This window comes from Clostridium sp. Marseille-Q7071 (assembly GCF_965112025.1).
On sequence record NZ_CBCOPR010000001.1, the window covers coordinates 1,904,558 to 1,929,697 of the forward strand.

Here is a 25,140-nt window from a genome sequence, read left to right on the forward strand (position 1 = left end):
GACATTATCTGCTTAATGTCATATCATATATAAAAAGAAAATTAATAAAATCGTTGAAAAGAAGTAAGTAAGCTTAAAAAACAGATTTAAAGAGAGTGATAGATGGTGGAATTATCATAATTATGCTTAAGCTGAATGGGTCTTTGAGATTCAAGATGAACTTAAAGTAGTCTTTGACGTGAACCTCCCGTTATAGAGGTAAGATATTATAATGTATCTGATAAAGAAGACTAAATTAATTAGTTTTGAATTTAGGTGGCACCGCGTATGATAGCGCCCTATGGAATTTTTCCATAGGGCTTTTTTATTTAATTTAGGGAATAATTTTAAAAGATAAAGGAGGAAGTTTTATGGAAGACAAAAAAAAGGTTATATTTAGTGGAATAAAACCTTCAGGAGATTTAACATTAGGCAACTATTTAGGAGCTATTAAGAATTGGACTAAACTTCAAGAGGAATATGAATGTTATTTTTGTGTAGTTAATTTACATGCAATTACGGTATCACAAAGTCCAGCAGAGCTTAGAAGAAGAACTTTAGAAATTTTAGCAATTTATATAGCGGCAGGCATAAATCCAGATACTAATACACTATTTATTCAGTCACATGTACCAGCTCATTGTGAGGCATCTTGGCTTTTAACTTGTAATAGTTATATGGGAGAGCTTAGCAGAATGACTCAATATAAAGATAAATCTAAGAATAGTGGAGAAAGTATAGGTGCTGGATTATTTAACTATCCAGTGCTTATGGCAGCAGATGTGCTTTTATATCAAACAGATGTGGTGCCTGTAGGAGTTGATCAAGTACAACATTTAGAACTTGCTAGGGATTTAGCTGAAAGATTTAATAGGCTATACAGTCCTACTTTTGTAATACCTGAAGCTTATGTAGGTAAAACTGGAGCTAAAATAATGGATTTACAAAATCCAGAGAAGAAAATGTCTAAATCTGAAAATAATCCAAATGGATATATATTAATTATGGATCCACCTGAGGTTATAAGAAAGAAAATTTCTAGAGCTGTTACAGATAGCTTAGGTGTAGTTAAATATAATGATGACCAATTAGGAGTTAAAAATTTAATGACCATTCTAAGCACTATAACAGGAATGACAATGGAAGAAATAGAGAAGAAATATGAAGGTTTAGGATATGCAGAATTTAAGAAGGATGTAGGAGAAGCAATAATTTCTGAGCTTGAGCCAGTTCAAAAAAAAGTTAAAGAGCTTCTAGAAAACAAGGATTATCTTGAAGAAATATATAAAAAAGGTTCAGAAAAAGCAAATTATGTAGCTACAAAGACATTAAGAAAAATGCAGAAAAAGATTGGACTTATACCAAGATAATTAGATTTATTTAAGAGATTTTGCTTCATATCTAAGTAAAATGTTGAAAATTGCATAGTAAATTGCTATAATTTACTATGCAATTAAAATATTTGGAGGTCATAAGCAATGACTACTAGAATAGCAGTTTTGGGTGGACCAAGATGTGGAAAGACTACACTTATACAACAATTATATGTTGATATGAAAATATTAGGATTAGATGTAGGCTGTGCGGCAGAATATAGTACAGAATATTTAAGAGAAAAGGGTATGATTGAAACTATCTCTGAACAATATGGTATATATTTAGGCCAAGCTAAGTTAGAAGAAGAGCTAGAAATTTTTGAGTATGCTATTACTGATTATGCTACTTTTGTTCCATACATATATGCAAGGTTTATGTTAGGTGATAAAAAACGCACTGTAAAAGAAATAGAGATATTAAAAGATCTTTATGGCCTTGCAATTAGAGATATTTCAAAATACGATTATATATTTTATGTAGGACGAGAATTTGGATACTCTAAAGATGGAGTTAGATGGCAAGATGAAGAAACTGCCAGCAAAGTAGATGAAGCTATTAAACAGTTTTTAGATGTAGAGTCTGTACCGTATATTAAATTAACGGGAAACACTAGAGAAAGAGCGAAACAAATATTAGACATAATTGGGATAAAAGGTGCAACTTCAGAAGTTGCGGGAGAAAGCATTTAGAGACTATATTTTAGTCACTAAATGTCTTTTTTATTTTAATTCTTTATTGTCAATTTTCAATTGTATAAGGTAGAAATTTAAAGAATTCAATAATGTAATTATAAAATGTATAGATTAAATTGGAAAGTAGTACATCTATATCTTAACTAAAAAATATTTTTAAAAATTGTTTTATACAAATCAATATGATATTATATAAGGTAGGTTTATTTACAGAACATAGCCTAAATCTTATAAAAATTTTATTAACTTAGCTAATTTTACTAAAGATTAAAGTGATAATAATATACAATAAATTATAGTTTTATTTTAAAATATTTATATAATTAATTAAAAGTTTATTTTAAATTGTTTCAATTTATTATAGTTAAATTTTTCTTTACAATAATAGTTATATGGATATTTATAAAACTTTAAATTTATATATTTTGTGAAGATTTAGGATAAAATAGTTAATATATTTAAATAAAGGAGCGGTACTTTTGAGCGATTACATAAAAGAAATTGAAAAAAGAAGAACCTTTGCTATAATTTCTCACCCTGACGCTGGTAAGACTACACTTACAGAAAAGTTACTTTTATATGGAGGAGCTATTAGACTTGCAGGGTCTGTTAAAGCTAGGAAAACAGCTAAACATGCTGTTTCGGATTGGATGGAAATAGAAAAAAAGAGAGGAATTTCCGTTACTTCTTCAGTAATGGAGTTTAATTACAATGGATTTTGTATAAATATATTAGATACTCCAGGACATCAGGATTTTAGTGAAGATACCTATAGAACTCTTATGGCAGCGGACAGTGCAGTTATGGTACTTGATGGGGCTAAAGGGGTTGAAGAACAAACAAGAAAGTTATTTCATGTTTGTAGTATAAGAGAAATTCCTATATTTACTTTTATAAATAAAATGGATAGAGAAACAAGAGATCCTTTTGAACTTATGGAAGAACTTGAAAATGAACTTGGAATTAAATCTTATCCAATAAATTGGCCAATAGGTACAGGAATTCACTTTAAAGGAGTCTATGATAGAGAGAAAAAAGAAATAGAAATATTTAATGCAGGGAACCATGGACAAACTGAAGTTGAAACAGATATAATTCCTATGGAAGATGAAGATGCAGTAAGAGAAGCTATTGGAGATTCACTATATGAAAAACTTTTAGAAGATATAGAGCTTTTAGATGTAGCAGGAGATGATTTTAATTATGAAAAAGTTAAAAGAGGAGAATTAACTCCTGTGTTTTTTGGAAGTGCATTAACAAATTTCGGAGTAGAACCATTTTTAGGGCATTTCTTAAATTTAACTACAGTACCATTACCTAGAATATCAGATAAAGGTAAAATAGATGTATTTTCAGAGGATTTTTCTGCCTTTGTTTTTAAGATACAAGCTAATATGAACAAAGCACATAGAGATAGAATAGCATTTATGAGAATTTGTTCAGGGAAATTTGAAAAGGGCATGGAAGTTTTCCACATTCAAGGAAATAGTAAAGTTAAACTTTCACAACCTCAGCAATTCTTGGCACAGGATAGGGAAATAGTAGAGAATGCTTATGCTGGAGATATAATAGGGGTATTTGATCCAGGTATTTTTAGTATAGGTGACACACTATGTTCTCCAAACAATAAGTTAAAATTTGAGGGAATACCAACTTTTGCACCAGAGCATTTTGCTAGAGTTAGAACAGTAGATACAATGAAAAGAAAACAATTCATAAAAGGAATAACTCAAATTTCTCAAGAGGGTGCTATTCAAGTATTTAAAGAACTTCATATAGGTACAGAACAAATTATTGTAGGTGTTGTAGGAGTACTCCAGTTTGAAGTTTTAGAATTTAGACTTAAAAATGAGTATAATGTTGATATTAAAATGGATATGCTTTCCTTTAGAAATATAAGATGGATTGAAAATTCTGATATACCAGCAGAAAAATTGAATATTACTAGTGATACTAAAGTGGTAAAAGACTTTAAAGATAGAGATTTACTGATTTTCCAAAATGATTGGGGAATAAGTTGGGCATTAGAGCATAATGATGGCCTAGTATTATCAGATATAGCTAAAAATAATGATTAAGATATTTTGAAATACCTAACAAAGAAAGCGTGATGAATTCACGCTTTCTTGCTTTTAAAAAACTAATTATAGATAGATTGGAAAAAGGAATTTAAAAATTAAGAATCATTTTTGACTCCGCTTTTAGAGATGTTTTATGGACGTAAATATTTATGAAATATATCTTGAATTATAGTAAACAAACTGATTATTAACAGCACATTTATCAAATTTCCACCAATTAAAAAGAAGAGACATATTAATAATAGTAGTAACATAAAACCGCCAAACCACCGTAAATATGTCATTTAGCTATCATCCGTTATGTAAAACTTATAAAATTTAATAAAAATATTATAAAACTTTATTGTTGATTTTATCTTTAATTTGTTCATCTTCATAAAATGCTATTTTTATTTTATATATCACTAGAAGAGATCAAATTTCTATGTAACTCATAATACGCAGAAATGCTTACTCTAATGATTAATTTATTAAGTATCTTATCTACTTAAAGCTTTATTAAGCATAAGTGAAAGTATAGTTGTAATTTTATATTTACTAATATAATGTCACATATTCAATGAATAAAAAGATAAATAGTTTTATAATAGATTTTTATAAGTAACAATAACGGTTTTCACCTACCTTTCTTCAAAGAATTTTTGAATATTTTTATAAAAATGCTTTAACTGTAGACAATATATAGAAAAGCAGAATAATAAATAAAATTTTACTTATTATATATAAGCTTTTTCTTTTAAAACAAATTTATAAACTTAATAGAACTATTCACTTATAAATTTGCAATTAAAATTAGTTTCCTCTAAAGGACAATAAAATATACAAAACTTTTTAAATATTATAAACAAAACATTGTAATTTTTTTGTTTATATGTATAATTAATATGGGAAAACTTTATGGAGGAGTGTTTAGTATGGGAAATAACAAGGTAACTACTAAGAATGGTGTAAATAGTAATACAGCATTATCATTAGTACAAGTTGCTATAATGGCTGCAATAATTTATATTGCAACTAGTATAATACATGTACCATTTATTTCTGGAGAAGGTGTACTTCACTTAGGTGATAGTGCAATTTTTGTTGCAGCAGTATTGTTAGGTAGGAAAAAGGGAGCTGTGGCAGGAGCGATAGGAATGACTTTATTTGATGTGCTTTCCCCATATATTATTTGGGCTCCATTTACTTTTATAATAAAAGGCTCAATGGCTTATATTGCTGGTGCTTTAGCTTATAGAAATGGTTATGAGGGGAAAAATTTTATGAACAACTTCTTTGCTTTTGTTATTTCAGGAGTTGTTATGATAATAGGGTATTTTTTTGCAGGTTGGATAATATATGGCTTACCTAATGCAATAGTAGCTATTCCAAGTAATGCATTGCAAGTTGCAGCTGGTATGGTTATAGCGTTACCACTAGCGACACAATTAAAAAAATACATAAAGTTTTAATAAGGTAGAGGGTATACTTCCCTCTATTTTTTATATAAAGCCTTTTATGCTAAGAATATTATCCATATGGTCTAAAATTAAAAAAGAGAGCAATTGCTCTCTTAGTATTCTAGTTATTATTTGCTATAGTTATTTCTAGAATTTTTTCTAGATTTTCTGCACTCTGGGCATCTTACTGGATCATTTTCGAATCCTTTTTCTTTGTAGAAAGCTTGCTCTCCTTCAGTGAATACAAATTCTTTTCCACAATCTTTACAAGTAATATTTCTATCTGCCATTATTAATGACCTCCTTTTAATCTAAGGACTAATTAAACAATGGATACTATCACTTTCTTTTCCTCGATTAAAGGAGGGGATAATTGCCTTGTTCTAATTAACCTTGTTCAATCTATTAGAGTTGAATAAAACCCTAATATTATTATAGCATAATTATTATATAATACAATAGAATTTTTCAAAATAAGTGGAAATTTTTTTATGAAAGTAACAATTTATGTATATGAGTAAATTAAAATTATCATCTGCATAAAATAATATAAAAGCCAGTTATGAAGAGGATTATAGAGCATATGGAAAAAAAAATTATTGGCAAAAAATAGTATATAATTTAAAATTCAAAAAATTCAAAAATAATCACAAAACTAGCATAAAAAAATATTTCAAGACCAAAGATTATTTTATAAAATATAGGTTAAAATGAATAATTATATAAGATTTAGTTATTGTAAAAGTGAGAAATTTATAAATAGATTTTACATTAATTGAAAATTTTCCTAATAGTTTATTGTAAAAATATTCTGAATAATATATAATGAATATAACTCAAACATAGTAACTCATAGTAATAATTAAATAATAAAATAAGTCTGGGGGCGTTAAAAATGATTCATGTATTCTGTAACAAAAAAGGCTCAGGAAAAACAAAGGCTCTTGTTAGCTTAGCAAATGACAAGGTTTCGAAGGCAAAGGGTAACTTAGTTTATGTTGATGATGACAGAAGAATGGTTTTTGAACTAGATAGGAAGATAAGGTTTATATGCGCAGAGGACTTTAAAGTAGATAATGCAAAAGATTTCTATGGTTTTTTATGTGGAATGATAGCACAAGACTATGACATTGAAGCTATTATGATAGACGGAGTTATGAATGGAGTAATTTCATCCTTGGAAGAAATGAAAAAATTATTTTATAAAATTGAATATTTGACTCAAGAGTTTAACATTGAGTTTTTCATAAATATTAGTGGAGATCCTAGACAGTTACCAGATGAGATAAAGAGATATATTAGTTAAACCCAGTTATTTTATATAATTTATACTTGTATTTACTAAAGAATAATAGTATTATAGTAATAATAAATTTTATATTTAAAGGCGATGATAGAAATAAGTAGTTATGGAAATCATAAAGAGAGCTGATGGTTGGTGTAAATCAGTTGAGGAACATAATGAAATACATTCTTGAGCTTTAGGCTGAACTTAGATTTTAATAGTAGGCTGATACGGCATTTCTTACGTTACAAGATATGAGTGGATTTTTTACAAAATCAATTTGGGTGGTACCACGGAAAATTTCGTCCCTAGTTTTTTAACTAGGGACTTTTATTATTTAAAAAACTATAAAAGCTTTAAAAAAGTATTTTTAAAGAAATTTCAATGATAATTTTAAATTTTGAATTCAAAAAGAGATATAGCTAATTATTATTAAAATTAATATCGTACTACAAAGGGAGGAATTAAAATGAGTAATACAAATGTATATGACGTTTTAAAAGAACGTGGATTTTTAAAACAGTTAACACACGAAGAAGAAATGAAAGAAATATTAGGAAAAGAGAAAGTTACTTTTTATATAGGATTTGACCCAACAGCAAATAGTCTTCATGTTGGACATTTTATAGCTATGATGTTTATGTCCCATATGCAACAAGCAGGTCATAGACCAATAGCATTAGTTGGTGGCGGTACTGCAATGGTAGGAGATCCATCAGGAAGAACTGACATGAGAAAAATGCTTACAAGAGAAGATATAGATGAGAATATTAGAGGTATTAAAAAACAATTATCAAGATTAATAGATTTTAGTGATGATAAAGCTATACTTGAAAATAATGCTAATTGGCTATTAGATCTTAACTATGTTGAATTTTTAAGGGAAGTAGGAGTTCATTTTTCTGTTAATAGAATGCTTACAGCAGAATGCTTTAAGCAAAGAATGGAGAAAGGATTATCTTTCCTGGAATTTAACTATATGTTAATGCAAGGATATGATTTCTTAGTATTAAATCAAAAATACAATTGTACTATGCAATTAGGTGGAGATGACCAATGGTCCAATATTTTAGCAGGTATGGAGCTTATAAGGAGAAAAGAAGGTAAAGCAGCATATGGTATGACATGTTCACTATTAACTAATAGTGAAGGAAATAAAATGGGTAAAACTGCAAATGGTGCTGTGTGGTTAGATCCAGAAAAAACTTCTCCTTTTGATTTTTATCAATACTGGAGAAATATTGATGATGCTGACGTTGAGAAATGTTTATCATTATTAACTTTTGTACCTATGGATGAAGTTAAGAGACTTTCTGCATTAGAAGGATCTGAAATAAATAAAGCTAAAACAGTACTTGCTTATGAAGTTACAAAGCTTGTTCACGGAGAAGAAGAAGCAGAAAAAGCTAAGACTGCTGCAGAAAGCTTATTTGGTGGTGGAGTTGATATGTCTAATGTGCCTACAGTGGCTATAGGCAATGATATGTTAGAAGGTAATATATTAGATATATTGGTTCAAACAGAAATAGTACCATCTAAAGCAGAAGGAAGAAGACTTATACAACAAGGCGGATTAACTATAAATGAAACCAAGATAGAGGATGTTAATGCTAAATTCTCTATAGATTTTATAAAAGATGGATATGCATTAATAAAAAGAGGGAAGAAAAAATTCTATAAATTAGAAGTTAAATAGAAGAAAAACTGCTAACAATGTTAGCAGTTTTTCTTTTGTTTATGTATTATAATGGTATTTTTAAAAATATATGTATACAAGTATTTTAAATAAAGGTGGTTTTAATGAAACTTCAAAATAAAATGATAATTTTAGTAACTAGTATAATATGTTTTACCTTAATTATTGTAACTTATTTTTTTATGAATTATTCCAAGATGATATTAAAAGAAGAAAAAGGTAAGGCTGTTATGAATATGGCTACCTCTGTTGCAGCTATGGAAGTAGTTATAGATAATGTAGGAATGGAAAAAGGAATTTATAAAATACAGCCTAGAATAGAAGCCTTGAGACTTAAAACAAGAGGTCAATTTATTGTAGTGATGGACATGAAAGGTATTGCATATTCTCATTATCTTACAGAAAGCTTAGGGGAAGCTTTTATTAATGAGGGAGAAAATATTGTATTATCAAAAGGACGAAGTTATATTACTACAGACACAATTGAAGATATAGATAAATCTATTAAGGCTTTTACACCTATATATAGAGATGGAAAACAAGTTGGTGCTGTTTGTGTAGGATTATTCTTAGGGAGTTTTAATGACGAATACACAGATTTAATGATAAATTTTCTTCCCTATGTAATTATAGGTCTTATAATAGGAATTGTAGGAGCTATTATAATTTCTCATAACATTAAAAAGTCTATTTTCGGACTTGAGCCTGATGAAATAGCTTGGGTACTTAGCGAAAGAGAAGCAATTTTAGAAAGTATGAATGAGGGAATAATAGCTTCAAATAAAGAAGGAATAATAACAGTAGTAAATAAAAATGCTAGAGAATTTTTAGCTGAGGAAAAATATGTAGGAAGAACTTTAAAAGAAATTGAGCATTTTAATAAATTAAAAATAGTGTTAAAAAATGGAGTACCTATTACAAATGTAGAAGAAAAACTTCCTTTAGGAAAAACAGTTATTAGTAATTATTATCCTATCACTAATAATGAAAGTAATATCATAGGTTCTATTGTGACTTTTCAAGATTTTACAAAGGTTAAGCTTATGGCTGAAGAGCTTACAGGAATTAAAAGACTTATGTGGTCTTTAAGAGCACAAAATCATGAATTTATGAATAAGCTCCATGCAATTTCAGGGCTTATTCAACTAGAAGAATATAAAAAAGCTTTAGAGTTTATACATAATACTGCACAAGCGAGAACGCATATTTTAGATTTATTAAATAATAAAATTAAAGAACCTGTTATAGCCGGATTAATATTAGCAAAATATAATAAAGCATCTGAAGCAAGGATAGATTTTCAGATTGATAGCAACTGTGAACTGAGGGAAATTCCTAAAGTCATAACAATAGATGAGTTTGCAATTATATTAGGAAATTTAATTGAAAATTCCATTGATGCAGTTATAGGAAAAGAAAATGCTAAAATAACAGTGTTTATAATGGATTATGACCAGGAGATTCAAATAGAAATAAGTAATAATGGAGATAAGATATCAAAAGATATAGAAGATAGAATATTTAATCAGGGCTTTACAACAAAACTTGGTGATAGAGGACATGGACTTTATAATATATTGAAAATAATAAAAGAGATAGAGGGTAATATATACTTTACTACTGATGAAAAGACCACTTGGTATGTAACAATTCCAAAATAGAGGAGGATATTTAAAATGATTAATGTTTTAATTGTAGAGGATGATCCAATGGTAAGAGAAATAAATTCAATGTTTTTAAATAAATTAAAGGGATTTAAACTATGTGGAGCAGTAGGAAATTTAGAAGAAGCAAAAAAAGAATTATAGAAAGTAAAAATCCACAGTTAGTGCTTTTAGATATATTTCTTCCAAATGAGAATGGATTAGATTTTATTAGATGGATAAGAAATGAAGGGATTTGCTGCGATGTAATATTGATTACTGCTGATAGAACCTCTGAAGCTGTGCAAGAAGCTTTTAGATATGGAGCAATAGATTATTTAATAAAGCCTTTTACTTTTGATAGATTTAAAGAGGCATTATATAATTATAAAAAACGTATGGAAACCTTTAATAAACTAATTTCTATAGAACAAAAAACTATTGATCAATATGTTCTAAATAATGAAGAAAATTATAAAAATATGTCTGAGAATGAGAGAGAAATAGAGTTGGCAAAAGGACTGAATATTCACACATATAATCAGATTTGGAATTATATTAACGATGATGCACACTGTTGCTTTACAGCAGAAGCACTTTCTGAAAATATAGGCATGGCAAGGGTTACAGTTAGAAGATATCTTGAATATATGTTAAAAGAAGGTAGGCTTTATATTGAATTAGAATATGGGAAAATAGGTAGGCCTTGTCATGTATATAAGATTCTAGACCAAAAAGAACAAAATAAATAATAAGAACAAAATATTGATTGTTTATTATTTAACAAATATGCTCTAGCCATAGATAATTTCTGTTAGGGGGAAGAAAAATGAAAAAGAAGATATTAGCCTTAGCAATGACAGCTATAATCACTATTCCGTTATTAGTTGGTTGTGGAAGTAAAACGGAAAGTGCAGATATTGTTATTATAGGGGCAGGTGGGGCAGGTCTTGCAGCAGCTGTTGAGGCACAGGAAAGTGGAGCTAAAATTGTTGTTTTAGAAAAGATGCCTATGGTTGGAGGAAATACAACTCGTGCAACAGGTGGATTGAATGCTGCTGGAACAAAAGCTCAAGAAAAAGCTGGAATTGAAGATAGTGCCGAATTATTCTTTAAAGATACTATGAAAGGTGGATATAATAAGAATAATGAAGAGTTAGTTAAAGTATTAACTGAAGAAGCAAAAGATACTGTTGAATGGTTAGAAAGTTTAGGTGCTGATTTATCAGATGTTGGAGCGGCAGGAGGGGCCTCAGTTAGAAGGATTCATAGGCCAACAGGGGGATCAGCGGTAGGACCTAATATAATTTCAACATTAAAAAAGGTTTCAGAAGATAAGAAAATTGATATTAGAACGATGAATGAGGCTGTGGAAATAGTTAAAGATAAAGAAGGGAAAATTTCAGCTGTTAAAGCTACAAATAAAGAAGGTAAAGAATACACAATAAATACTAAAAGTGTTATATTAACTGCTGGAGGATTTTCAGCTAATAAGGAAATGGTTGTAGAAAATAAAGCTGAGTTAGAAGGATTTGATACAACAAATCACCCGGGGGCTACTGGAGATGGAATTGTATTAGCTAAAAAAGTAGGTGCTGCTTTTGTAGATATGAGTGAAATACAAACTCACCCAACGGTAGTTCCAGGAAAAGGTATTATGATTACTGAAGCAGTAAGAGGTAATGGTGCAATACTTGTAAACAAAGATGGTAAAAGATTTATCAATGAATTATTAACTAGAGATGTTGTTTCAAAAGCTATATTAGATCAAAAAGACAAGGTTGGTTACTTATTTTTTGATGAAGAATTGAGAAAGGGATTAAAATCTATAGAAGAATATTTTAGTATGGATTTAGTTACTGTGGGAAACTCTATAGAAGAATTAGCTGAAAAATTAGATATAGATAAAGCTAATTTAACTACAACAGTTGAAACATATAATAAAGCTCAAAAATCTAACAATGATACAGAATTCCAAAGAACTGATATGGCAGTAAGTTTAGAAAGTCCAAAATTTTATGCAATTGAAGTTACACCAGCAGTTCATCATACTATGGGTGGAGTTAAAATTAATACCGATGGAGAAGTAATTGGTGAAGATGGACAAGTTATATCAGGATTCTATGCAGCAGGAGAGGTTACTGGAGGAATTCATGGTGGAAATAGACTTGGCGGAAATGCACTAGCAGATATAATAGTTTATGGAAGAAGGGCAGGACAAACTGCAGCAAAAAATTTAAAATAATACTATTGCTAGTAAAATAAATTCTTTATAAGTTTGTTTTTTATAGTAGAAGCATTTATAAGTATAAACTGTGAATTATAAATTTAGATATTAAATAAGTAACAATTATTTTAGATATATATTAATTTTATAATGGAACATTATGGGGAACTATGAGTAAAATGAGTTAAAAACAAACTGTATACAATGTAGAAAAATTATGGTATATTTATTGAGAGAAATTATCAAAGAATAATTTTGTTATGTGATATTAGTAATTATTTGCATTGAAAATTTAATATCACTAAGGAGGAATTTAGAATGAAAAAAGTAGTAATCGTATTATTATCATCAATATTAACAATGGGGATATTAGTAGGATGTGGAAGTAAAGAAGCGGCTTACAAAGACGGAATCCATGAAGGTGTTGGAAAAGGATTTAAAGGTGATATAAAGGTATCTGTAGAAGTTAAGGATGGAAAAATAGAAGATATTAAAGTTGTTGAGCAAAAAGAAACTGAAGGTCTTGGAGATAAAGCGATAGAAGAGATAATCAAAACAATTAAAGAAAAACAAACAACTGAGAAAATAGAAGCAATTTCAGGAGCAACAGGATCAAGTAATGGTGTTGTAGAAGCTGTAGATAAAGCTTTAGAGCAAGCAAAATAGATAAAAAGAATTGGACAAGGTCTTACTGATGAAAATCGGGAGGCCTTTTTTATATATTATAATAGAAAAAGGAATAGTAATTATTAGAACATAAATAATATATTTAGACATTTTAAAGAAAATATTTATTTTATCTTTAAATACTATTTTAAATAAATTAACAAAATCTATTTATAGGAGATGTTATTATGATTATAGCTATAGCGAAAATAAAATTAGGTGCACCTTGGGTACACTCATTAAAGGAAAAACGGATGATTGTTAAAAGTATAATAGATAAGGTAAAACATAAGTTTAATGTGTCTATTGCAGAGGTAGAAAATCAAGATATACATCAAACTATAGTAATTGGAATTGCGCTAGTGAGTAGTAGTAGCAGTCATGGTGATAGTGTATTACAAAAGGTTATAGATTATATAGAAAAAAATTGTGAGGCCAATATTGAGGGTATAGAAACAGAAATATTATAAAAGCTTTCCTTTATGTTATCAATAAATATAGATTCTTTACGATAATTAAAGTAAATATAGATACCTTTAAGGAGAGATATTATGTCTGGTATTTGGAAAATCAACATGGTTCAAAATCAGGCTACTCAGCAAGATTTTAATAAAACTACTTTCAGAAAGGGAGATAGCTTTAGTGCAAGGATATTAAATATCAATAAGGAAAGTGGTGAAATTGTAATAAGACTTTTAGATGGAAGACAATTTCCTGCTAAAATAGATGGCTTTATTGAGGATACCCTGTTAGAAAATTATTTATTAAAATTTGTAGTAGATGATTTTAGTGAAGGAAAATTAACTTTAGTATTAGGTGGGGACAGTAAACCTCTAGAAGCCTTAATACCTTTAGAGAGCAAAAGCATATTAGAAGAAGTAATAAAAAACTTAGGATTAAAAATTTCAAAAGGCGATGAGTATATATTAAAGGAAATGCTCAAATTTAATATTCCATTAACTCAAGAAAACTTTGATGAGGTTAAAACTATAGTTGACTTTACTAATAAAATAAATATAACACCTGGAGAAGAAGATAATTTTATAGAAAAGTATTTAACAGCAAAAAATATAGAACCTAATAGTGAAAAGGGAGTTATGGTTAAAAATACTTTAAAGAACTTTTTCTCTTCTCTAAAGACTTTAGATTTAAACTCATTACTAATGATGAAGGAAGAGAACATACCAATTACAGAAGAAAATATAAAAAGTTTCAATAATATTAATAAAGAAGACTCAGTAGTAGTTAAAAATATTCAAGAAGTATTAGAAGCATTAAATATTGAGAATAAAGATATGACTGTAGATAATAAAATTTCTAAGGAGAAAACTATTCCGGATAAATCATTAACAACATTAGATGCGGAGAACAAGGTAATAAAAAATGAGAGTTTTGATAATACTGTAAAAGACATTGCTTTACAAGGCAAAGAGATATCAGATAAAGAAATTAATAATAAAGTTGTTATTGATGAGAAAAATCTTTTAGTTAAAAACGAAGAAAAAAATATTAATAGTAATGAAGTGATAGAAAAGGAAATCATTACTTCAAAAGAAGGTAAGATTATAGATGATAAAGTTACTAAAGATATAAAAGAAAATAAAGTTATTGAAAAGGATATAGACTTAAAATTTAAAGTTCCTACTTCTGATATAGTTAAAAGTGAAATAAAAGAAAAAGTATCTATGATGAAAGATGGAATTATGCAACTTATAAAGACTAATGAAGATAGTCCATCTACATTCAACAAGGTAATGCAACTTATTGAAAGTAAAATGCATGATTTTAAAGTTTTCAACACTTTAAGCAATGATTACTATTATTTAAATGTACCTATGAATATTAAAGAGCAAGATTACGACTGTAAGCTTGTAATTAAAGATGAAAGAGGTAAGGGCAAAAAGATAGATTCTAGAAATATTAAAATTGCTACAAGTATAAGAACGTTAAATATGGAAGTAGTAGACGCTTTTATTAATGTAAATAACGACTATATAAATATAGATATTCATTCACAAAAGGCTTTTATGGATGTATTAGAGGCTTATAGATATAAGCTTATTGAAGATTTAAGTTGTAATTCATATGTTTTTAATGTTAACATTAAAGAAAAAATAGAAAAATTTACATTATCAAATTGTAGGGAATTTTTTGATGATAATGATTTAAGTATAATTAATGTAAGGGTATAACTAGTATTCAATTGAAAATTGACGATTGACAATGGAGTATTATTAATACTTCTCTTTTATAAGAGAAGTTTTGAATTGATTTTTTTCATGTGGCACAGCCACTTCTATTAAAAAATTTATTTAGAGAAATTAATTTTCACTATAATTGTCAATTGTCTGATTGTAGCGGCGAACAGCGTTCGCCATAACACTTTCTTATTGATATTAAATTATAATATGTATAAAAGAAAGATGGCGAACAATGTTCGCCGCTACAAAACCAATTAAATTTTAAAATATTTTAGTTATACATATTAATTAACTATTTTATAAAGGTGTGGTAAAATGAAAAATGTAAAAAAAGCTGCTGCAGTAAAATATGATTATGGAGCTACTGCACCTAAGGTTACTGCAGCAGGCATGGGGCATATCGCAGATAAAATTCTAGAAAAAGCAGAGGAAAATGAAGTTCCTATAGTTGAAAATGAAGAGTTGGCAAATCTTCTTACTAATGTAGACGTAGGAGATGAAATCCCTTTAGAGCTTTATGACGTGGTAGCAAAGGTCATTGCATATGTTATGGATATTGACAATAGGATGAAGAGCAGGTGATAAATATTGGCATTATATGCTATATCTGATTTCCATTTAGCATCTACTGGAGATAAGCCTATGGATGTTTTCGGAGATAAATGGTATAAACATGATGAAAAAATAAAAAATAATTGGCTAGAAACCATTAAGGTAGAAGATACGGTTTTAATTGCAGGAGATATTTCTTGGTCTATGAGGATGGAAGAAGGTAAGGAAGATTTAGACTTTATAAATAGACTTCCAGGAAGAAAAATATTAGTAAGAGGAAACCATGATTATTGGTGGACTAGTATAACAAAGCTTAATTCTCTTTATGATAATATGGATTTTATACAAAATAATTTTTTTACTTATGAGGATTATGGAATTTGTGGCAGTAGAGGATGGATTACTCCAATAAGTTCTAAATTTACTGCTCATGACAAAAAAATTTATGAAAGAGAACTTATAAGACTTAGATTATCTTTAGATAGTGCTAAAAAAGCTGGTTATGAAAAATTTATAGTTATGCTTCATTACCCACCAGTAAATAGTATTGAAGAAGAAAATGGATTTACTGAAATATTAAATGAATATGGAGTAGAGAAGGTTATTTATGGGCATATTCATGGTAATGCTTTAAATTATGCCTTTGAAGGGATTAAAAATGGTATAGATTATATATTAACTTCTTGCGATTATATAGATTTTTCACCAAAATTAATACTACCATAAAAATTTATATATTTATAACATACAGGTTATAAATATATAAATTGTGAATGAAAAATTGTGAATAATAATATCAATTTTTCATTCACATCTTTAATTTTAAAAGTGGTGATTAGCTAATCACGATTTTTAGAATTAAAGATTTTTGAAAAGATTCCTTTAGATTTATCTTCTTTATTATTTACTTCTTGAATATGGTCTTTTTCATCTTTACTATCAAAGTTAAAATTATCATCAAGGATATCACTAGTTTTTTCAAGCTTAGCTTTAATAATTTCTGCTTCTCTAATTAGGTCTCTTTGAGTTCTGACTAATTCTTTTAAACTTTGCTTTACATTAGGAGCAGTTAATACTTGGCTAAACCATACAAGAGCTGTATTATAATTTAGCAATCTTCTATTTAATTCACCTATTAGATACATCATAACAAACTTATCCATGCCATATAAAGGTAAAGTCTCGTTGTAATAGGCATCGTTAAAGCCTTTTAATGCAAAGCTTAAAAAGGTTCGTTCCATTTCATTATGATAGTCTGAATTACCTAATCTATACATCCATGATAGTTTCAAACAAATCATAGCCTTCTGACTAGGTTTAGCATCCATAAAAACTGCATTTAATAGTGCCATTTTATATCTTTCTATAGCAATTTCTAATGTATATTTATCAGGATAAGTTCTTGGTTTAAATTTTAAAGTTACATTTTTAAGTATTAAATCTTTTTGAACAGTCATTATTTTATAGAAGTCAGATTTTAAAGCTGAATACCCACAGCTTTCACAAATATAAACATCATAAAAATAAGGATTTATAAGATCATATCTTATAAAAAAATCTGAGTCTTTTGAAATCATTCTATAAGAAGTACTTTTAAGTGCAAGTTGTTTAAATTTATAATTACATACAGGACAGTCTATAGTCTTATGATAAAGTAAAGACTCATATAAATTATTTTCAACTTCTTCTTTTTTGTCTGTGCTTTTTTCTACCTTATATATTTGAAGATTCTCTATCTCTTCAAATCCTAGATCCTCTAATCCAGAAAAAATATTTTTCATAATAAAATCCTCCATAAACCGCTAAATAAACAATAAATACAATATTATATCTAAATCATTGATATTTTTCTATAATAACATTATATTATATATATAATCTAATATATATTTCGTAACAATTTAATATTTGTGAAGGGTGACTTACATATGGCAATAAGAGAATGGAAAAAATTTTTAATTCCTTATGAACAGGCAGTAGAAGAACTTAAAGTTAAATTTAGAAGTATTAGAAGAGAACTTAGAAGAAAAAATGAATATTCTCCAATAGAATTTGTAACTGCAAGAGTTAAGGAAGTATCTAGTATTTTAGAAAAAGCAAATAAATTTAACATACCATTAGATAGAATAGAATATGAAATGGAAGATATAGCTGGTATAAGAATTATGTGCCAGTTTGTTGATGATATAGAAAAAGTTGTTAATTTAATTAGACAAAGAAAGGATATGCAAATAATCTATGAGAAAGATTATGTAACTAATGTTAAGACAAGTGGTTATAGAAGCTATCATATGATTATAAAATATCCAGTAAATATGGCTGATGGACAAACAGAAATTTTAGCAGAGTTTCAAATTAGAACTTTAGCTATGAATTTCTGGGCTACAGTAGAGCATTCTTTAAATTATAAATATAAACACGATATACCTAAGGATGTAAGAATGAAATTAAAAACTGCGGCAGATGCAGCCTTTCAATTAGATGAACAAATGCTTGAGATAAAAGATGAAATTAAAGATGCTCAGAAATTATTTGAGGTGAAATCTAGCCTGGTTACAGACATAGTTGAAAATATTTTAACACTTTCATCTTTAGGAAAACTTTTAGAGGCTTCAAGATATACTGAACAGTTAAATAAGCTTTTAGAAGAAGGTGAAGTATTTGAACTTAGTAGTCTATTAGAGGCTACAAAAAAGACGCTAGATAAATACAAAGCATAAGACCGATATATTGGTGTTATGCTTTGTATTTATATTATAGGATATTTTATATAATTAGGATGACTTAATAAGTATTAACTAGTAGATTACAACTATTCTTAATAAGAATTTTTTAATTTTATCATAATTATCTATAATTATAGTATATATAGATATATTACATAAAAAGTTAATATATAACTAATATTTATGCCATTAAATATTTCATTGGCAACTTTAGTTAATGGAGAACTGAAAATGGACAATTGACAATTATGGTGGAGATTAGTTTAATTAAAACTAATTTCTTTAATAGATTTTTTAATAGAAATACAATTACTAGTACTTTATAAGAAGTGACTAGGTCACTTCAAAAAGAAATCAATTAAAAACTTCTCTTATAAAAGAGAAGTATCAATAATTTTCCATTGCCAATTGTTAATTCGTATTGTATAAGGCAAAATTCTAATAATTCAATAATAAGATTATATAAATATATAGATTAAATTTAAATGTAATATATTTTTAATATAAGGAGGATATATGTTAAAAAGAGAAGATATTATGGGGATATTAGAAGAATTAAATTTTCCTAAGGAGCATTATTGGGTTTTAGCAGGTGCGTCATTAGTTATGCACGGAGTGAAGACCGAAACTAGAGATATTGACTTAGGCTGTAGCAAGTTTTTATTTGAAAACTTAATTAAAAATGGATATAAACCAGTAGTTTTAAAAGATAGTTCAAGAGTAATAAGGGTAAATGAAGGATTAGAGGTTTTTGAAGAATGGAACGTAGATAATGTGGAATTAATTAATGATCTTCCTGTAGGAAGTTTAGAAAGCATAAGAAAACATAAGATAAAACTGGGAAGAGAAAAAGATTTAAGAGATATCGAGCTAATAGATGTTTTTTTACAGAAAAAATAAAATATGTATGTTTTATTAAGATATTTTAGCCTAAGTAACTGATTAAATAGATTGCTATGATATATATATATATCGTTTTGCTTATATGTATTTTAACTAAAATAAAAGTTAGTATATGCTAATTAAGCGAAGTAGAACCAGAGAGCAACCTCTGGTATTTTTGTTTCTAAATAATATGGAAATTGGTCATTTTAAAAGAAATTCTTAAAATTTTAATTATTATAATAAATCTCTTTTAAAGTGACCTTACATTTATTGAAATGCTTATAATTTCTATTTAAAAGAATTTGTGTACAAATTTAAATGAACTGTTAACATCTCTAAATATCTATTTTTACATCTAAAGAATTTATTTGCTTTATATTATTTGAAGAGTATTTTCTTTTAAATTTTCCATAGATAATTATTTCTTATTTGAAAAAAATATAATTTCATAATTCATAAAATCATCATATTTCACTAAAATTTACATTGTTAAATCATTTTCCTCTTTAACTTCAATAGCTACTTTAAAAAAGTCATTTAATATTATACAAGTGAAACCTATTATTATAAAGAAAATCCAGCTTGAAGTCTTAATATTTAAAACTCCAACAATATCTTTAAATTTTTAGAAGCTATTATTATACAAATGCCGGATACTATCATGAGCAATTGAATATATATAGTTAGGATACCTTTTTAAAAATTCGAAAATACACTAAATACACATATAAGAATTAAATATTAAAAAATTAATAATAAATTGGCTAAGGAAATATACAAGCTATAAGTATTATTTTCTCTATTTATAAGAACCTACTCAACATATTAATTAATTATATTATAGATAGAAATTTTAGAGAGATGAATAAAAAATTATTTAAAAAAATAAAAATATATTCTTTCAATAAAAATTCTTAAAGAAATCAGTAAAAAGAATATAGCTATAAATAAACTATTATGTTAAAAAGGATTTAATGGATATTAAAAGAATAAGTAGTTAATGGATTAAAGGGGGAATATATTGTGGAAGAACTAAAGTGTCCTAAATGTAATTCTACTGAAATTAAAAGAGCTGCAAGCAAAACTATATTATTAGAACCTATGGACAAAATTTTTGCATTAGGATCAAAACTCTATGCTAATGTTTGTACTGATTGTGGTACAGTTTTTGATTTTACTGTAGATTTTCCAGAGGATTTTAAATAAGGGAAGGTAGAAGAAATGAGAGAGGGAATTATAATAGAAAATACCAATACTATAAACACTATAGAAAGCCTAAAAAAAGATTTAACTGCATTGGGACTTAAAAAAGGAATGACTGTTATTGTACATTCCTCTTTAAGTTCTATAGGCTGGGTTTGTGGAGGGGCTGTATCAGTAATAAAATCACTTATGGATATAATTACAGTGGAAGGCAACATTATTATGCCAGCTCAAACAGGAGATTACTCAGAACCTTGCTATTGGGGAAATCCTCCTGTACCTGAACAATGGTATGAAATAATTAGAGAAACTATGCCTGCCTTTGATAAACATATAACCCCTACAAGAGGAATGGGAAGAATTGCAGAAGCTTTTAGAAGCTTTCCTAATGTGTTAAGGAGTGATCATCCACAGGCTTCTTTTACTGCCTGGGGTAAGGATTCAGAAGATATTATAGGGGTTCATAATTTGGAGGATTCACTAGGAGAGACATCACCTCTAGGAAAAGTTTATAATATAAATGGATATGTACTACTGCTAGGAGTACCTTATGAGAATAATACCTCTTTTCACTTAAGTGAATATAAATCTAATGTAAGAATGTATACAGAATTAGCTGCACCTATTTTAGAAAATGGTAAGAGAGTTTGGAAGACTTTTAGGGATATTGATTTAGATAGTGAAGATTTTAATTCTATAGGCTTAGAATTTGAGAAAAAGCATAATGTGAGTAGAGGATTGGTAGGACAAGCTGAGAGTAGATTATTTCATCAAAAAACAGCAGTAGATTTTGCAACAGAATGGTTTAAGAAAAATAAGGGGAGTAAGAATTTATTAAAGTAGAAGCTTATTTAGCATCTACATATAATAATCATAGAATCAATAATTTCGGAGGCGTATTCTATGAATGTACTATCTATAATTTGTATTATTTATGCCATGTTTTTAATAATTTATGGTTTTATAAATAATGAAAGAGTAGATAACAGGAATAATTGGTATCACATTAAAGATATGAAGAGCTTTTTAAGAATTCAATTCTTATGGAAGTTTATAACTGCAATATATTGTATTGCTACTGCTTATTTTTATGAAAAATATACTATAAGCTTTTTATTTATCCTTACAATTATTTTTATAGATAGAATAATATTTTTTATTATAGTTAGGCTTAAAAAAATAGCTTTACCTAAAAGATATTTAGAATAAGGCATGTAAAAGAAAATACTATTCTTTTAGGACTATTAAATAAAACATTGATATCTTCAATATCTTATAAAAGATTAAAATAAAGCTTGAATTTATACAATTTGCTAATAGTTTCTATTAAAGAGATTTCTAATCTGAATATATCGAATATTCAGATTAGAAATCTACATTTGCCTTTAAAAATAATTTACTTTTTACATTTTCCTGTTATATGATCTATACTAATTTTTATAATGTTAGCTTTAGAAAAAGCTTTATCTATATATTTTTTTCCTTCTTCCATAAAATCAGAAGAATATTTTTCAATAAATTTTAGTAATACAGCCTTTTTTTCTTTTTCTTCTTCAATATTTTCAGCCTTTCCAAAGATTATTACATTTTCAAATTTAGTATTGAATGTTTTAGATAAAACTTCAACATTATCAACAATTGAAAAACATACTTTATTATTAAAACTTATATTATCAAGTTTATGTCCTACAGGAGCACAATGAAAATAAATAGCATCATTGTAGTATACATAATTTAAAGTTGTACAGTAAGGATAACCAGTTTCACCTATAGTACCTAAAGTGCCTTCTTGTCCTCTTTCTAATAGTGCAAATATATCTTTATCGTCCATTGCCTTGTTAATCTTTATCATCTCTTTAAACATTGAAAATACCTCCACATCTTTTAATTATTTAAATAAGATTAGTTTTATATTAACATATCTTTTAATTATATGTAATATATAAATATATTGTAAGTTTCACATTATATACTGTAGAACTCTATGTAATTATTAATTAAAACTTTGAGTTAATGATAAAATAAATTAATAGTATAGAATGGAAGGGGCCGTGGGGGAGAAAAATTGAAATCTGCAAATGCTGTGATGAGTGATGTTTGTGAGCTTTTTTGTTTTGAAATGAAAGAGATGTGCCTTGTAAAAATTAAAACTTGATATAACTGACGAACTTCTCACCAGTATGTAAATCATTTGTGGTTCCTGTGGAAGCTTAGAACCTCTGACTTTTTAATACTAGTAAAGGCGATCACTGGAAAGAAAGTCTTAATCTTATCGTTTTTAGAAAGCGAAAGATGTGTCAAAAGCTCTTTTAATTCTTCTTTAGCATAGAATTTTATTGCTTCTTTTTCCTATTTCTTACGAGGTAAGGTAATTTTTTGCATAGGTGATGATTCTATTAGTTCAATAACTGTGCCGAAAAAATTACGGATATCATTGTGAATGTCGACTAGAGAATAGAACTATTAAGCAACTATCCTTTAAGCGAGAAGGAACTTTACAACAAGTGATTTAATTTGTTGACATAAAGTAAAATAGAGCGTAATATAAAACATACCGAATGAATGTTTTTTCGGAAAAAGATTAAAGGGGGATTAAAGAATGTCTTAGGAGACAGCACTAAAAACAGGGTTAGAGAATAGAACCGTTAAGGAAATTATCTTTTAACCCAAAAGAAACTAGAAATTTATGATAAGTGATTAAGTTTGTTTACATAAATTGAAATGGAGTGTGGTCTAGAACATACCGACTAAATGTTTGTTAGAAGGAGAGCTGAGTAATGAGTAAAAGGTATAGTACTGAAGACACAATTAGAGATATTTTAGATGCATCGACGCGGCTGTTTGTAGAAAAAGGTTATGAGAAAACGACCATCCAAGATATTGTCAACGAATTAGATGGCTTGTCGCGTGGAGCGATTTACCACCACTTTAGATCAAAAGAAGAGATTATTGATGCAGTTGTAAAGCGACTTGTTCCAGGCTCAGAGTATATAGAGGCGATTAGTAAGCGCCAAGATCTAAATGGTTTAGAAAAAATTCAACATTTACTAATGGAAACGCTAATTAATAAAGATGTTAGAGCTTCATTTGGGATGGCATTTCCTTTATTTAATAATCCAAAATTTTTCATGATGCGTATGATTAATAGCAACGAGGTCCTATCACCCCAAGTTGAATTATACATAGACGAAGGAAACAGGGATGGATCACTTGATGTGAAGTTCCCAAAGCAGATTTCAGAGATTATTGTCCTATTATTAAATACTTGGTTTATGGTATCTTTATTTCCCAACACTATAGATACTTTTTGGGATAAAGTTTATGCAGCGAAATATGTCTTCGATGGTATAGGAGTTGATGTACTAAGCGATGAAATTATAGAAAAAATTATTAGTGAAATAAAGAAAGAGGAGGCAGAAAATGAACGAAAATAAAAAAAGTGGTATTAAACAAATTCTGCATATCCTAAAGATAAGTGCTCTTGTACTTGTACTGATAATAGCCTTAGCATTGGGGGGAATCTTTACAGCTCACCGTTTAAGTTTACGAAGTGAGGCTAAGAAAATTGTAGATTATGGACAGAAATTAGAGGTTTTTGATGGCACGATGAACGTACTTATTGAAGGTAAGGGCGAAGAAACAATTGTTCTTTTAACAGGCTATGGCACGGCAAGTCCAAGTATTGATTTCAAGCCGCTGATTGATGAACTTAAAAGTGATTATCGTGTGGTTGTTATCGAACCCTTTGGCTATGGATTAAGCGGGCAAACGGAGCGTGAGCGAACAGCAGAAAATATGGTTGAGGAGATTCATGATGTTGTTAAACAATTAAATATAGACTCCTTTATTTTGATGGGTCACTCAATTGCAGGCATTTATGGGTTGAACTATGTCAATACTTTTTCTGAGGGTGTCAAAGCTTTTGTTGGGATTGATTCAAGTGTTCCGAACCAACCTTGGCCAGGTTTTGATGATAGATTAATCAACTTCGTGCAAAAATCAGGAATCTTCAGATTGATAGTAAAATTGAATCCTGAAAGCTTCATGGGTGAAAATATGAATGAAGAGTCTTCTGATCAATTGCGCATGATTACCATGAAAAATATGGGAAATGAGACTGTGCGAAATGAACTAAAGTCACTAGGGCAGAGTTTTGATTCGGCAAAAAGTCTGTCGTTTCCAAAGGAAGTCCCTTTATTACTATTCGTAGCTGAAGCAAGCGAAACGTCTATAGAAGGATGGCTTGAGCTTCATGAACAGCAAATTGAAAACTCATCTAAGGGTAAGGTGGTTGAATTGCCAGGAACACACTATCTTCACCACACGCAATCTAAAGCAATCGCAGAAGAACTAAGGAAATTTTTAGATTAATAGTAAAAAGCTAATAACAAGAATAAGAAGTGCCTATACTTTTTTGGCTGCTAACTTAAATAAAACAGTATACTTATAGAGAACTTATTGTCAATTCATAAATGTGAGTTGCAATAA

Annotated in this window: 25 protein-coding genes and 2 other annotated features; of the genes, 22 read left to right on the forward strand and 3 right to left on the reverse strand. The window is 28.2% G+C overall.

Going from position 1 to position 25,140, the window contains the following annotated elements:
- Positions 1-44 precede the first annotated feature (44 nt).
- Positions 45-284 (forward strand) — a binding site (T-box leader).
- Positions 285-350: 66 nt separating this feature from the next.
- From trpS to ACWPW7_RS08820, 4 genes are all read left to right on the forward strand, one after another.
- Positions 351-1,349: a tryptophan--tRNA ligase gene (gene trpS, locus ACWPW7_RS08805; RefSeq protein WP_454053224.1), complete on the forward strand. Its 999-nt coding sequence runs from the start codon at positions 351-353 to the stop codon at positions 1,347-1,349.
- 108 nt (positions 1,350-1,457) lie between these two features.
- Positions 1,458-2,045, forward strand: a complete 588-nt coding sequence (locus ACWPW7_RS08810) for an AAA family ATPase (RefSeq protein ID WP_454053225.1) — start codon at positions 1,458-1,460, stop codon at positions 2,043-2,045.
- 482 nt (positions 2,046-2,527) lie between these two features.
- Positions 2,528-4,126 (forward strand): peptide chain release factor 3, encoded by a 1,599-nt coding sequence (locus ACWPW7_RS08815; RefSeq protein WP_454053226.1) that lies wholly within the window; start codon positions 2,528-2,530, stop codon positions 4,124-4,126.
- A gap of 917 nt (positions 4,127-5,043) precedes the next feature.
- Positions 5,044-5,580 carry an ECF transporter S component gene (locus ACWPW7_RS08820; RefSeq protein ID WP_454053227.1) on the forward strand — a complete coding sequence of 179 codons (537 nt, stop codon included), beginning with the start codon at positions 5,044-5,046 and terminating at the stop codon, positions 5,578-5,580.
- Between the two features lie 116 nt (positions 5,581-5,696).
- Here ACWPW7_RS08820 and ACWPW7_RS08825 read toward each other — a convergent pair whose 3' ends face one another.
- Positions 5,697-5,858, reverse strand: a complete 162-nt coding sequence (locus ACWPW7_RS08825) for a zinc-ribbon domain-containing protein (protein WP_291582006.1) — start codon at positions 5,856-5,858, stop codon at positions 5,697-5,699.
- 605 nt (positions 5,859-6,463) lie between these two features.
- Here ACWPW7_RS08825 and ACWPW7_RS08830 point away from each other — a divergent pair.
- The 11 genes from ACWPW7_RS08830 (at position 6,464) to ACWPW7_RS08880 (ending at position 16,564) form a co-directional block, all read left to right on the forward strand.
- Complete coding sequence (locus ACWPW7_RS08830) at positions 6,464-6,874, forward strand: hypothetical protein (RefSeq protein WP_454053228.1); 411 nt, start codon at positions 6,464-6,466, stop codon at positions 6,872-6,874.
- Between the two features lie 75 nt (positions 6,875-6,949).
- Positions 6,950-7,166 (forward strand) — a binding site (T-box leader).
- Positions 7,167-7,322: 156 nt separating this feature from the next.
- Entirely contained in the window at positions 7,323-8,549 is a 1,227-nt protein-coding gene (gene tyrS, locus ACWPW7_RS08835) for a tyrosine--tRNA ligase (RefSeq protein WP_454053229.1), read from the forward strand.
- Positions 8,550-8,653: 104 nt separating this feature from the next.
- Positions 8,654-10,210 carry an ATP-binding protein gene (locus ACWPW7_RS08840; protein WP_454053230.1) on the forward strand — a complete coding sequence of 519 codons (1,557 nt, stop codon included), beginning with the start codon at positions 8,654-8,656 and terminating at the stop codon, positions 10,208-10,210.
- Between the two features lie 15 nt (positions 10,211-10,225).
- Positions 10,226-10,357 carry a hypothetical protein gene (locus tag ACWPW7_RS08845; RefSeq protein WP_454053231.1) on the forward strand — a complete coding sequence of 44 codons (132 nt, stop codon included), beginning with the start codon at positions 10,226-10,228 and terminating at the stop codon, positions 10,355-10,357.
- Positions 10,312-10,944 carry a response regulator gene (locus ACWPW7_RS08850; protein ID WP_454053232.1) on the forward strand — a complete coding sequence of 211 codons (633 nt, stop codon included), beginning with the start codon at positions 10,312-10,314 and terminating at the stop codon, positions 10,942-10,944. The genes ACWPW7_RS08845 and ACWPW7_RS08850 overlap by 46 nt, the downstream gene beginning before the upstream one ends.
- Positions 10,945-11,021: 77 nt before the next feature.
- On the forward strand, positions 11,022-12,437 hold the full coding sequence (locus tag ACWPW7_RS08855) for a flavocytochrome c (RefSeq protein WP_454053233.1): 1,416 nt from the start codon (positions 11,022-11,024) through the stop codon (positions 12,435-12,437).
- 300 nt (positions 12,438-12,737) lie between these two features.
- The gene (locus ACWPW7_RS08860; RefSeq protein ID WP_454053234.1) at positions 12,738-13,085 is read left to right on the forward strand and encodes an FMN-binding protein; all 348 of its coding nucleotides are present in this window, start codon (positions 12,738-12,740) and stop codon (positions 13,083-13,085) included.
- Positions 13,086-13,273: 188 nt separating this feature from the next.
- Positions 13,274-13,555 carry a DUF503 domain-containing protein gene (locus ACWPW7_RS08865; protein WP_454053235.1) on the forward strand — a complete coding sequence of 94 codons (282 nt, stop codon included), beginning with the start codon at positions 13,274-13,276 and terminating at the stop codon, positions 13,553-13,555.
- An 81-nt stretch (positions 13,556-13,636) separates the two neighbouring features.
- Positions 13,637-15,277, forward strand: coding sequence for a hypothetical protein (locus ACWPW7_RS08870; RefSeq protein WP_454053236.1), 1,641 nt, complete (start codon positions 13,637-13,639; stop codon positions 15,275-15,277).
- 324 nt (positions 15,278-15,601) lie between these two features.
- The gene (locus ACWPW7_RS08875) at positions 15,602-15,868 is read left to right on the forward strand and encodes an EscU/YscU/HrcU family type III secretion system export apparatus switch protein (RefSeq protein ID WP_039633949.1); all 267 of its coding nucleotides are present in this window, start codon (positions 15,602-15,604) and stop codon (positions 15,866-15,868) included.
- Positions 15,869-15,874: 6 nt separating this feature from the next.
- Positions 15,875-16,564 (forward strand): metallophosphoesterase, encoded by a 690-nt coding sequence (locus ACWPW7_RS08880; RefSeq protein WP_454053237.1) that lies wholly within the window; start codon positions 15,875-15,877, stop codon positions 16,562-16,564.
- A 113-nt stretch (positions 16,565-16,677) separates the two neighbouring features.
- On the opposite strand, the gene ACWPW7_RS08885 is transcribed toward ACWPW7_RS08880, so the two are convergent.
- A complete protein-coding gene (locus tag ACWPW7_RS08885) occupies positions 16,678-17,619 on the reverse strand; it encodes a DUF2225 domain-containing protein (RefSeq protein ID WP_291562909.1) in 942 nt (313 codons plus the stop codon).
- Between the two features lie 147 nt (positions 17,620-17,766).
- Between ACWPW7_RS08885 and ACWPW7_RS08890 the strand changes: the two genes are divergently transcribed.
- From ACWPW7_RS08890 to ACWPW7_RS08910, 5 genes are all read left to right on the forward strand, one after another.
- A complete protein-coding gene (locus ACWPW7_RS08890) occupies positions 17,767-18,558 on the forward strand; it encodes a GTP pyrophosphokinase (RefSeq protein WP_312575036.1) in 792 nt (263 codons plus the stop codon).
- 522 nt (positions 18,559-19,080) lie between these two features.
- A complete protein-coding gene (locus ACWPW7_RS08895) occupies positions 19,081-19,464 on the forward strand; it encodes a hypothetical protein (RefSeq protein WP_291562903.1) in 384 nt (127 codons plus the stop codon).
- 1,008 nt (positions 19,465-20,472) lie between these two features.
- Positions 20,473-20,655: a hypothetical protein gene (locus tag ACWPW7_RS08900; protein WP_039633958.1), complete on the forward strand. Its 183-nt coding sequence runs from the start codon at positions 20,473-20,475 to the stop codon at positions 20,653-20,655.
- Between the two features lie 15 nt (positions 20,656-20,670).
- Entirely contained in the window at positions 20,671-21,495 is an 825-nt protein-coding gene (locus ACWPW7_RS08905) for an aminoglycoside N(3)-acetyltransferase (RefSeq protein WP_454053238.1), read from the forward strand.
- Positions 21,496-21,555: 60 nt separating this feature from the next.
- Positions 21,556-21,861 (forward strand): hypothetical protein, encoded by a 306-nt coding sequence (locus ACWPW7_RS08910; protein ID WP_454053239.1) that lies wholly within the window; start codon positions 21,556-21,558, stop codon positions 21,859-21,861.
- A gap of 187 nt (positions 21,862-22,048) precedes the next feature.
- Here ACWPW7_RS08910 and ACWPW7_RS08915 read toward each other — a convergent pair whose 3' ends face one another.
- Positions 22,049-22,516 (reverse strand): pyridoxamine 5'-phosphate oxidase family protein, encoded by a 468-nt coding sequence (locus tag ACWPW7_RS08915; protein WP_454053240.1) that lies wholly within the window; start codon positions 22,514-22,516, stop codon positions 22,049-22,051.
- 913 nt (positions 22,517-23,429) lie between these two features.
- Here ACWPW7_RS08915 and ACWPW7_RS08920 point away from each other — a divergent pair.
- Together ACWPW7_RS08920 and ACWPW7_RS08925 are read left to right on the forward strand one after the other, a co-directional pair.
- A complete protein-coding gene (locus ACWPW7_RS08920) occupies positions 23,430-24,086 on the forward strand; it encodes a TetR/AcrR family transcriptional regulator (protein WP_454053241.1) in 657 nt (218 codons plus the stop codon).
- Entirely contained in the window at positions 24,073-25,023 is a 951-nt protein-coding gene (locus ACWPW7_RS08925; RefSeq protein ID WP_454053242.1) for an alpha/beta fold hydrolase, read from the forward strand. Before ACWPW7_RS08920 ends, ACWPW7_RS08925 begins: the two co-directional genes overlap by 14 nt.
- The last annotated feature ends 117 nt before the right edge of the window (positions 25,024-25,140 follow it).

Coding starts and splice junctions, on each gene's coding strand:
- trpS (WP_454053224.1), top strand. CDS start 351: ATGGAAGACAAAAAAAAGGTTATATTTAGTGGAATAAAACCTTCAGGA.
- ACWPW7_RS08820 (WP_454053227.1), top strand. CDS start 5,044: ATGGGAAATAACAAGGTAACTACTAAGAATGGTGTAAATAGTAATACA.
- ACWPW7_RS08870 (WP_454053236.1), top strand. CDS start 13,637: ATGTCTGGTATTTGGAAAATCAACATGGTTCAAAATCAGGCTACTCAG.
- ACWPW7_RS08850 (WP_454053232.1), top strand. CDS start 10,312: ATGTGGAGCAGTAGGAAATTTAGAAGAAGCAAAAAAAGAATTATAGAA.
- ACWPW7_RS08860 (WP_454053234.1), top strand. CDS start 12,738: ATGAAAAAAGTAGTAATCGTATTATTATCATCAATATTAACAATGGGG.
- ACWPW7_RS08840 (WP_454053230.1), top strand. CDS start 8,654: ATGAAACTTCAAAATAAAATGATAATTTTAGTAACTAGTATAATATGT.
- ACWPW7_RS08885 (WP_291562909.1), bottom strand. CDS start 17,619: ATGAAAAATATTTTTTCTGGATTAGAGGATCTAGGATTTGAAGAGATA.
- ACWPW7_RS08925 (WP_454053242.1), top strand. CDS start 24,073: ATGAACGAAAATAAAAAAAGTGGTATTAAACAAATTCTGCATATCCTA.
- ACWPW7_RS08920 (WP_454053241.1), top strand. CDS start 23,430: ATGAGTAAAAGGTATAGTACTGAAGACACAATTAGAGATATTTTAGAT.
- ACWPW7_RS08895 (WP_291562903.1), top strand. CDS start 19,081: ATGTTAAAAAGAGAAGATATTATGGGGATATTAGAAGAATTAAATTTT.
- ACWPW7_RS08915 (WP_454053240.1), bottom strand. CDS start 22,516: ATGTTTAAAGAGATGATAAAGATTAACAAGGCAATGGACGATAAAGAT.
- ACWPW7_RS08845 (WP_454053231.1), top strand. CDS start 10,226: ATGATTAATGTTTTAATTGTAGAGGATGATCCAATGGTAAGAGAAATA.
- ACWPW7_RS08855 (WP_454053233.1), top strand. CDS start 11,022: ATGAAAAAGAAGATATTAGCCTTAGCAATGACAGCTATAATCACTATT.
- ACWPW7_RS08910 (WP_454053239.1), top strand. CDS start 21,556: ATGAATGTACTATCTATAATTTGTATTATTTATGCCATGTTTTTAATA.
- ACWPW7_RS08825 (WP_291582006.1), bottom strand. CDS start 5,858: ATGGCAGATAGAAATATTACTTGTAAAGATTGTGGAAAAGAATTTGTA.
- ACWPW7_RS08810 (WP_454053225.1), top strand. CDS start 1,458: ATGACTACTAGAATAGCAGTTTTGGGTGGACCAAGATGTGGAAAGACT.
- ACWPW7_RS08865 (WP_454053235.1), top strand. CDS start 13,274: ATGATTATAGCTATAGCGAAAATAAAATTAGGTGCACCTTGGGTACAC.
- ACWPW7_RS08875 (WP_039633949.1), top strand. CDS start 15,602: ATGAAAAATGTAAAAAAAGCTGCTGCAGTAAAATATGATTATGGAGCT.
- tyrS (WP_454053229.1), top strand. CDS start 7,323: ATGAGTAATACAAATGTATATGACGTTTTAAAAGAACGTGGATTTTTA.
- ACWPW7_RS08830 (WP_454053228.1), top strand. CDS start 6,464: ATGATTCATGTATTCTGTAACAAAAAAGGCTCAGGAAAAACAAAGGCT.
- ACWPW7_RS08890 (WP_312575036.1), top strand. CDS start 17,767: ATGGCAATAAGAGAATGGAAAAAATTTTTAATTCCTTATGAACAGGCA.
- ACWPW7_RS08905 (WP_454053238.1), top strand. CDS start 20,671: ATGAGAGAGGGAATTATAATAGAAAATACCAATACTATAAACACTATA.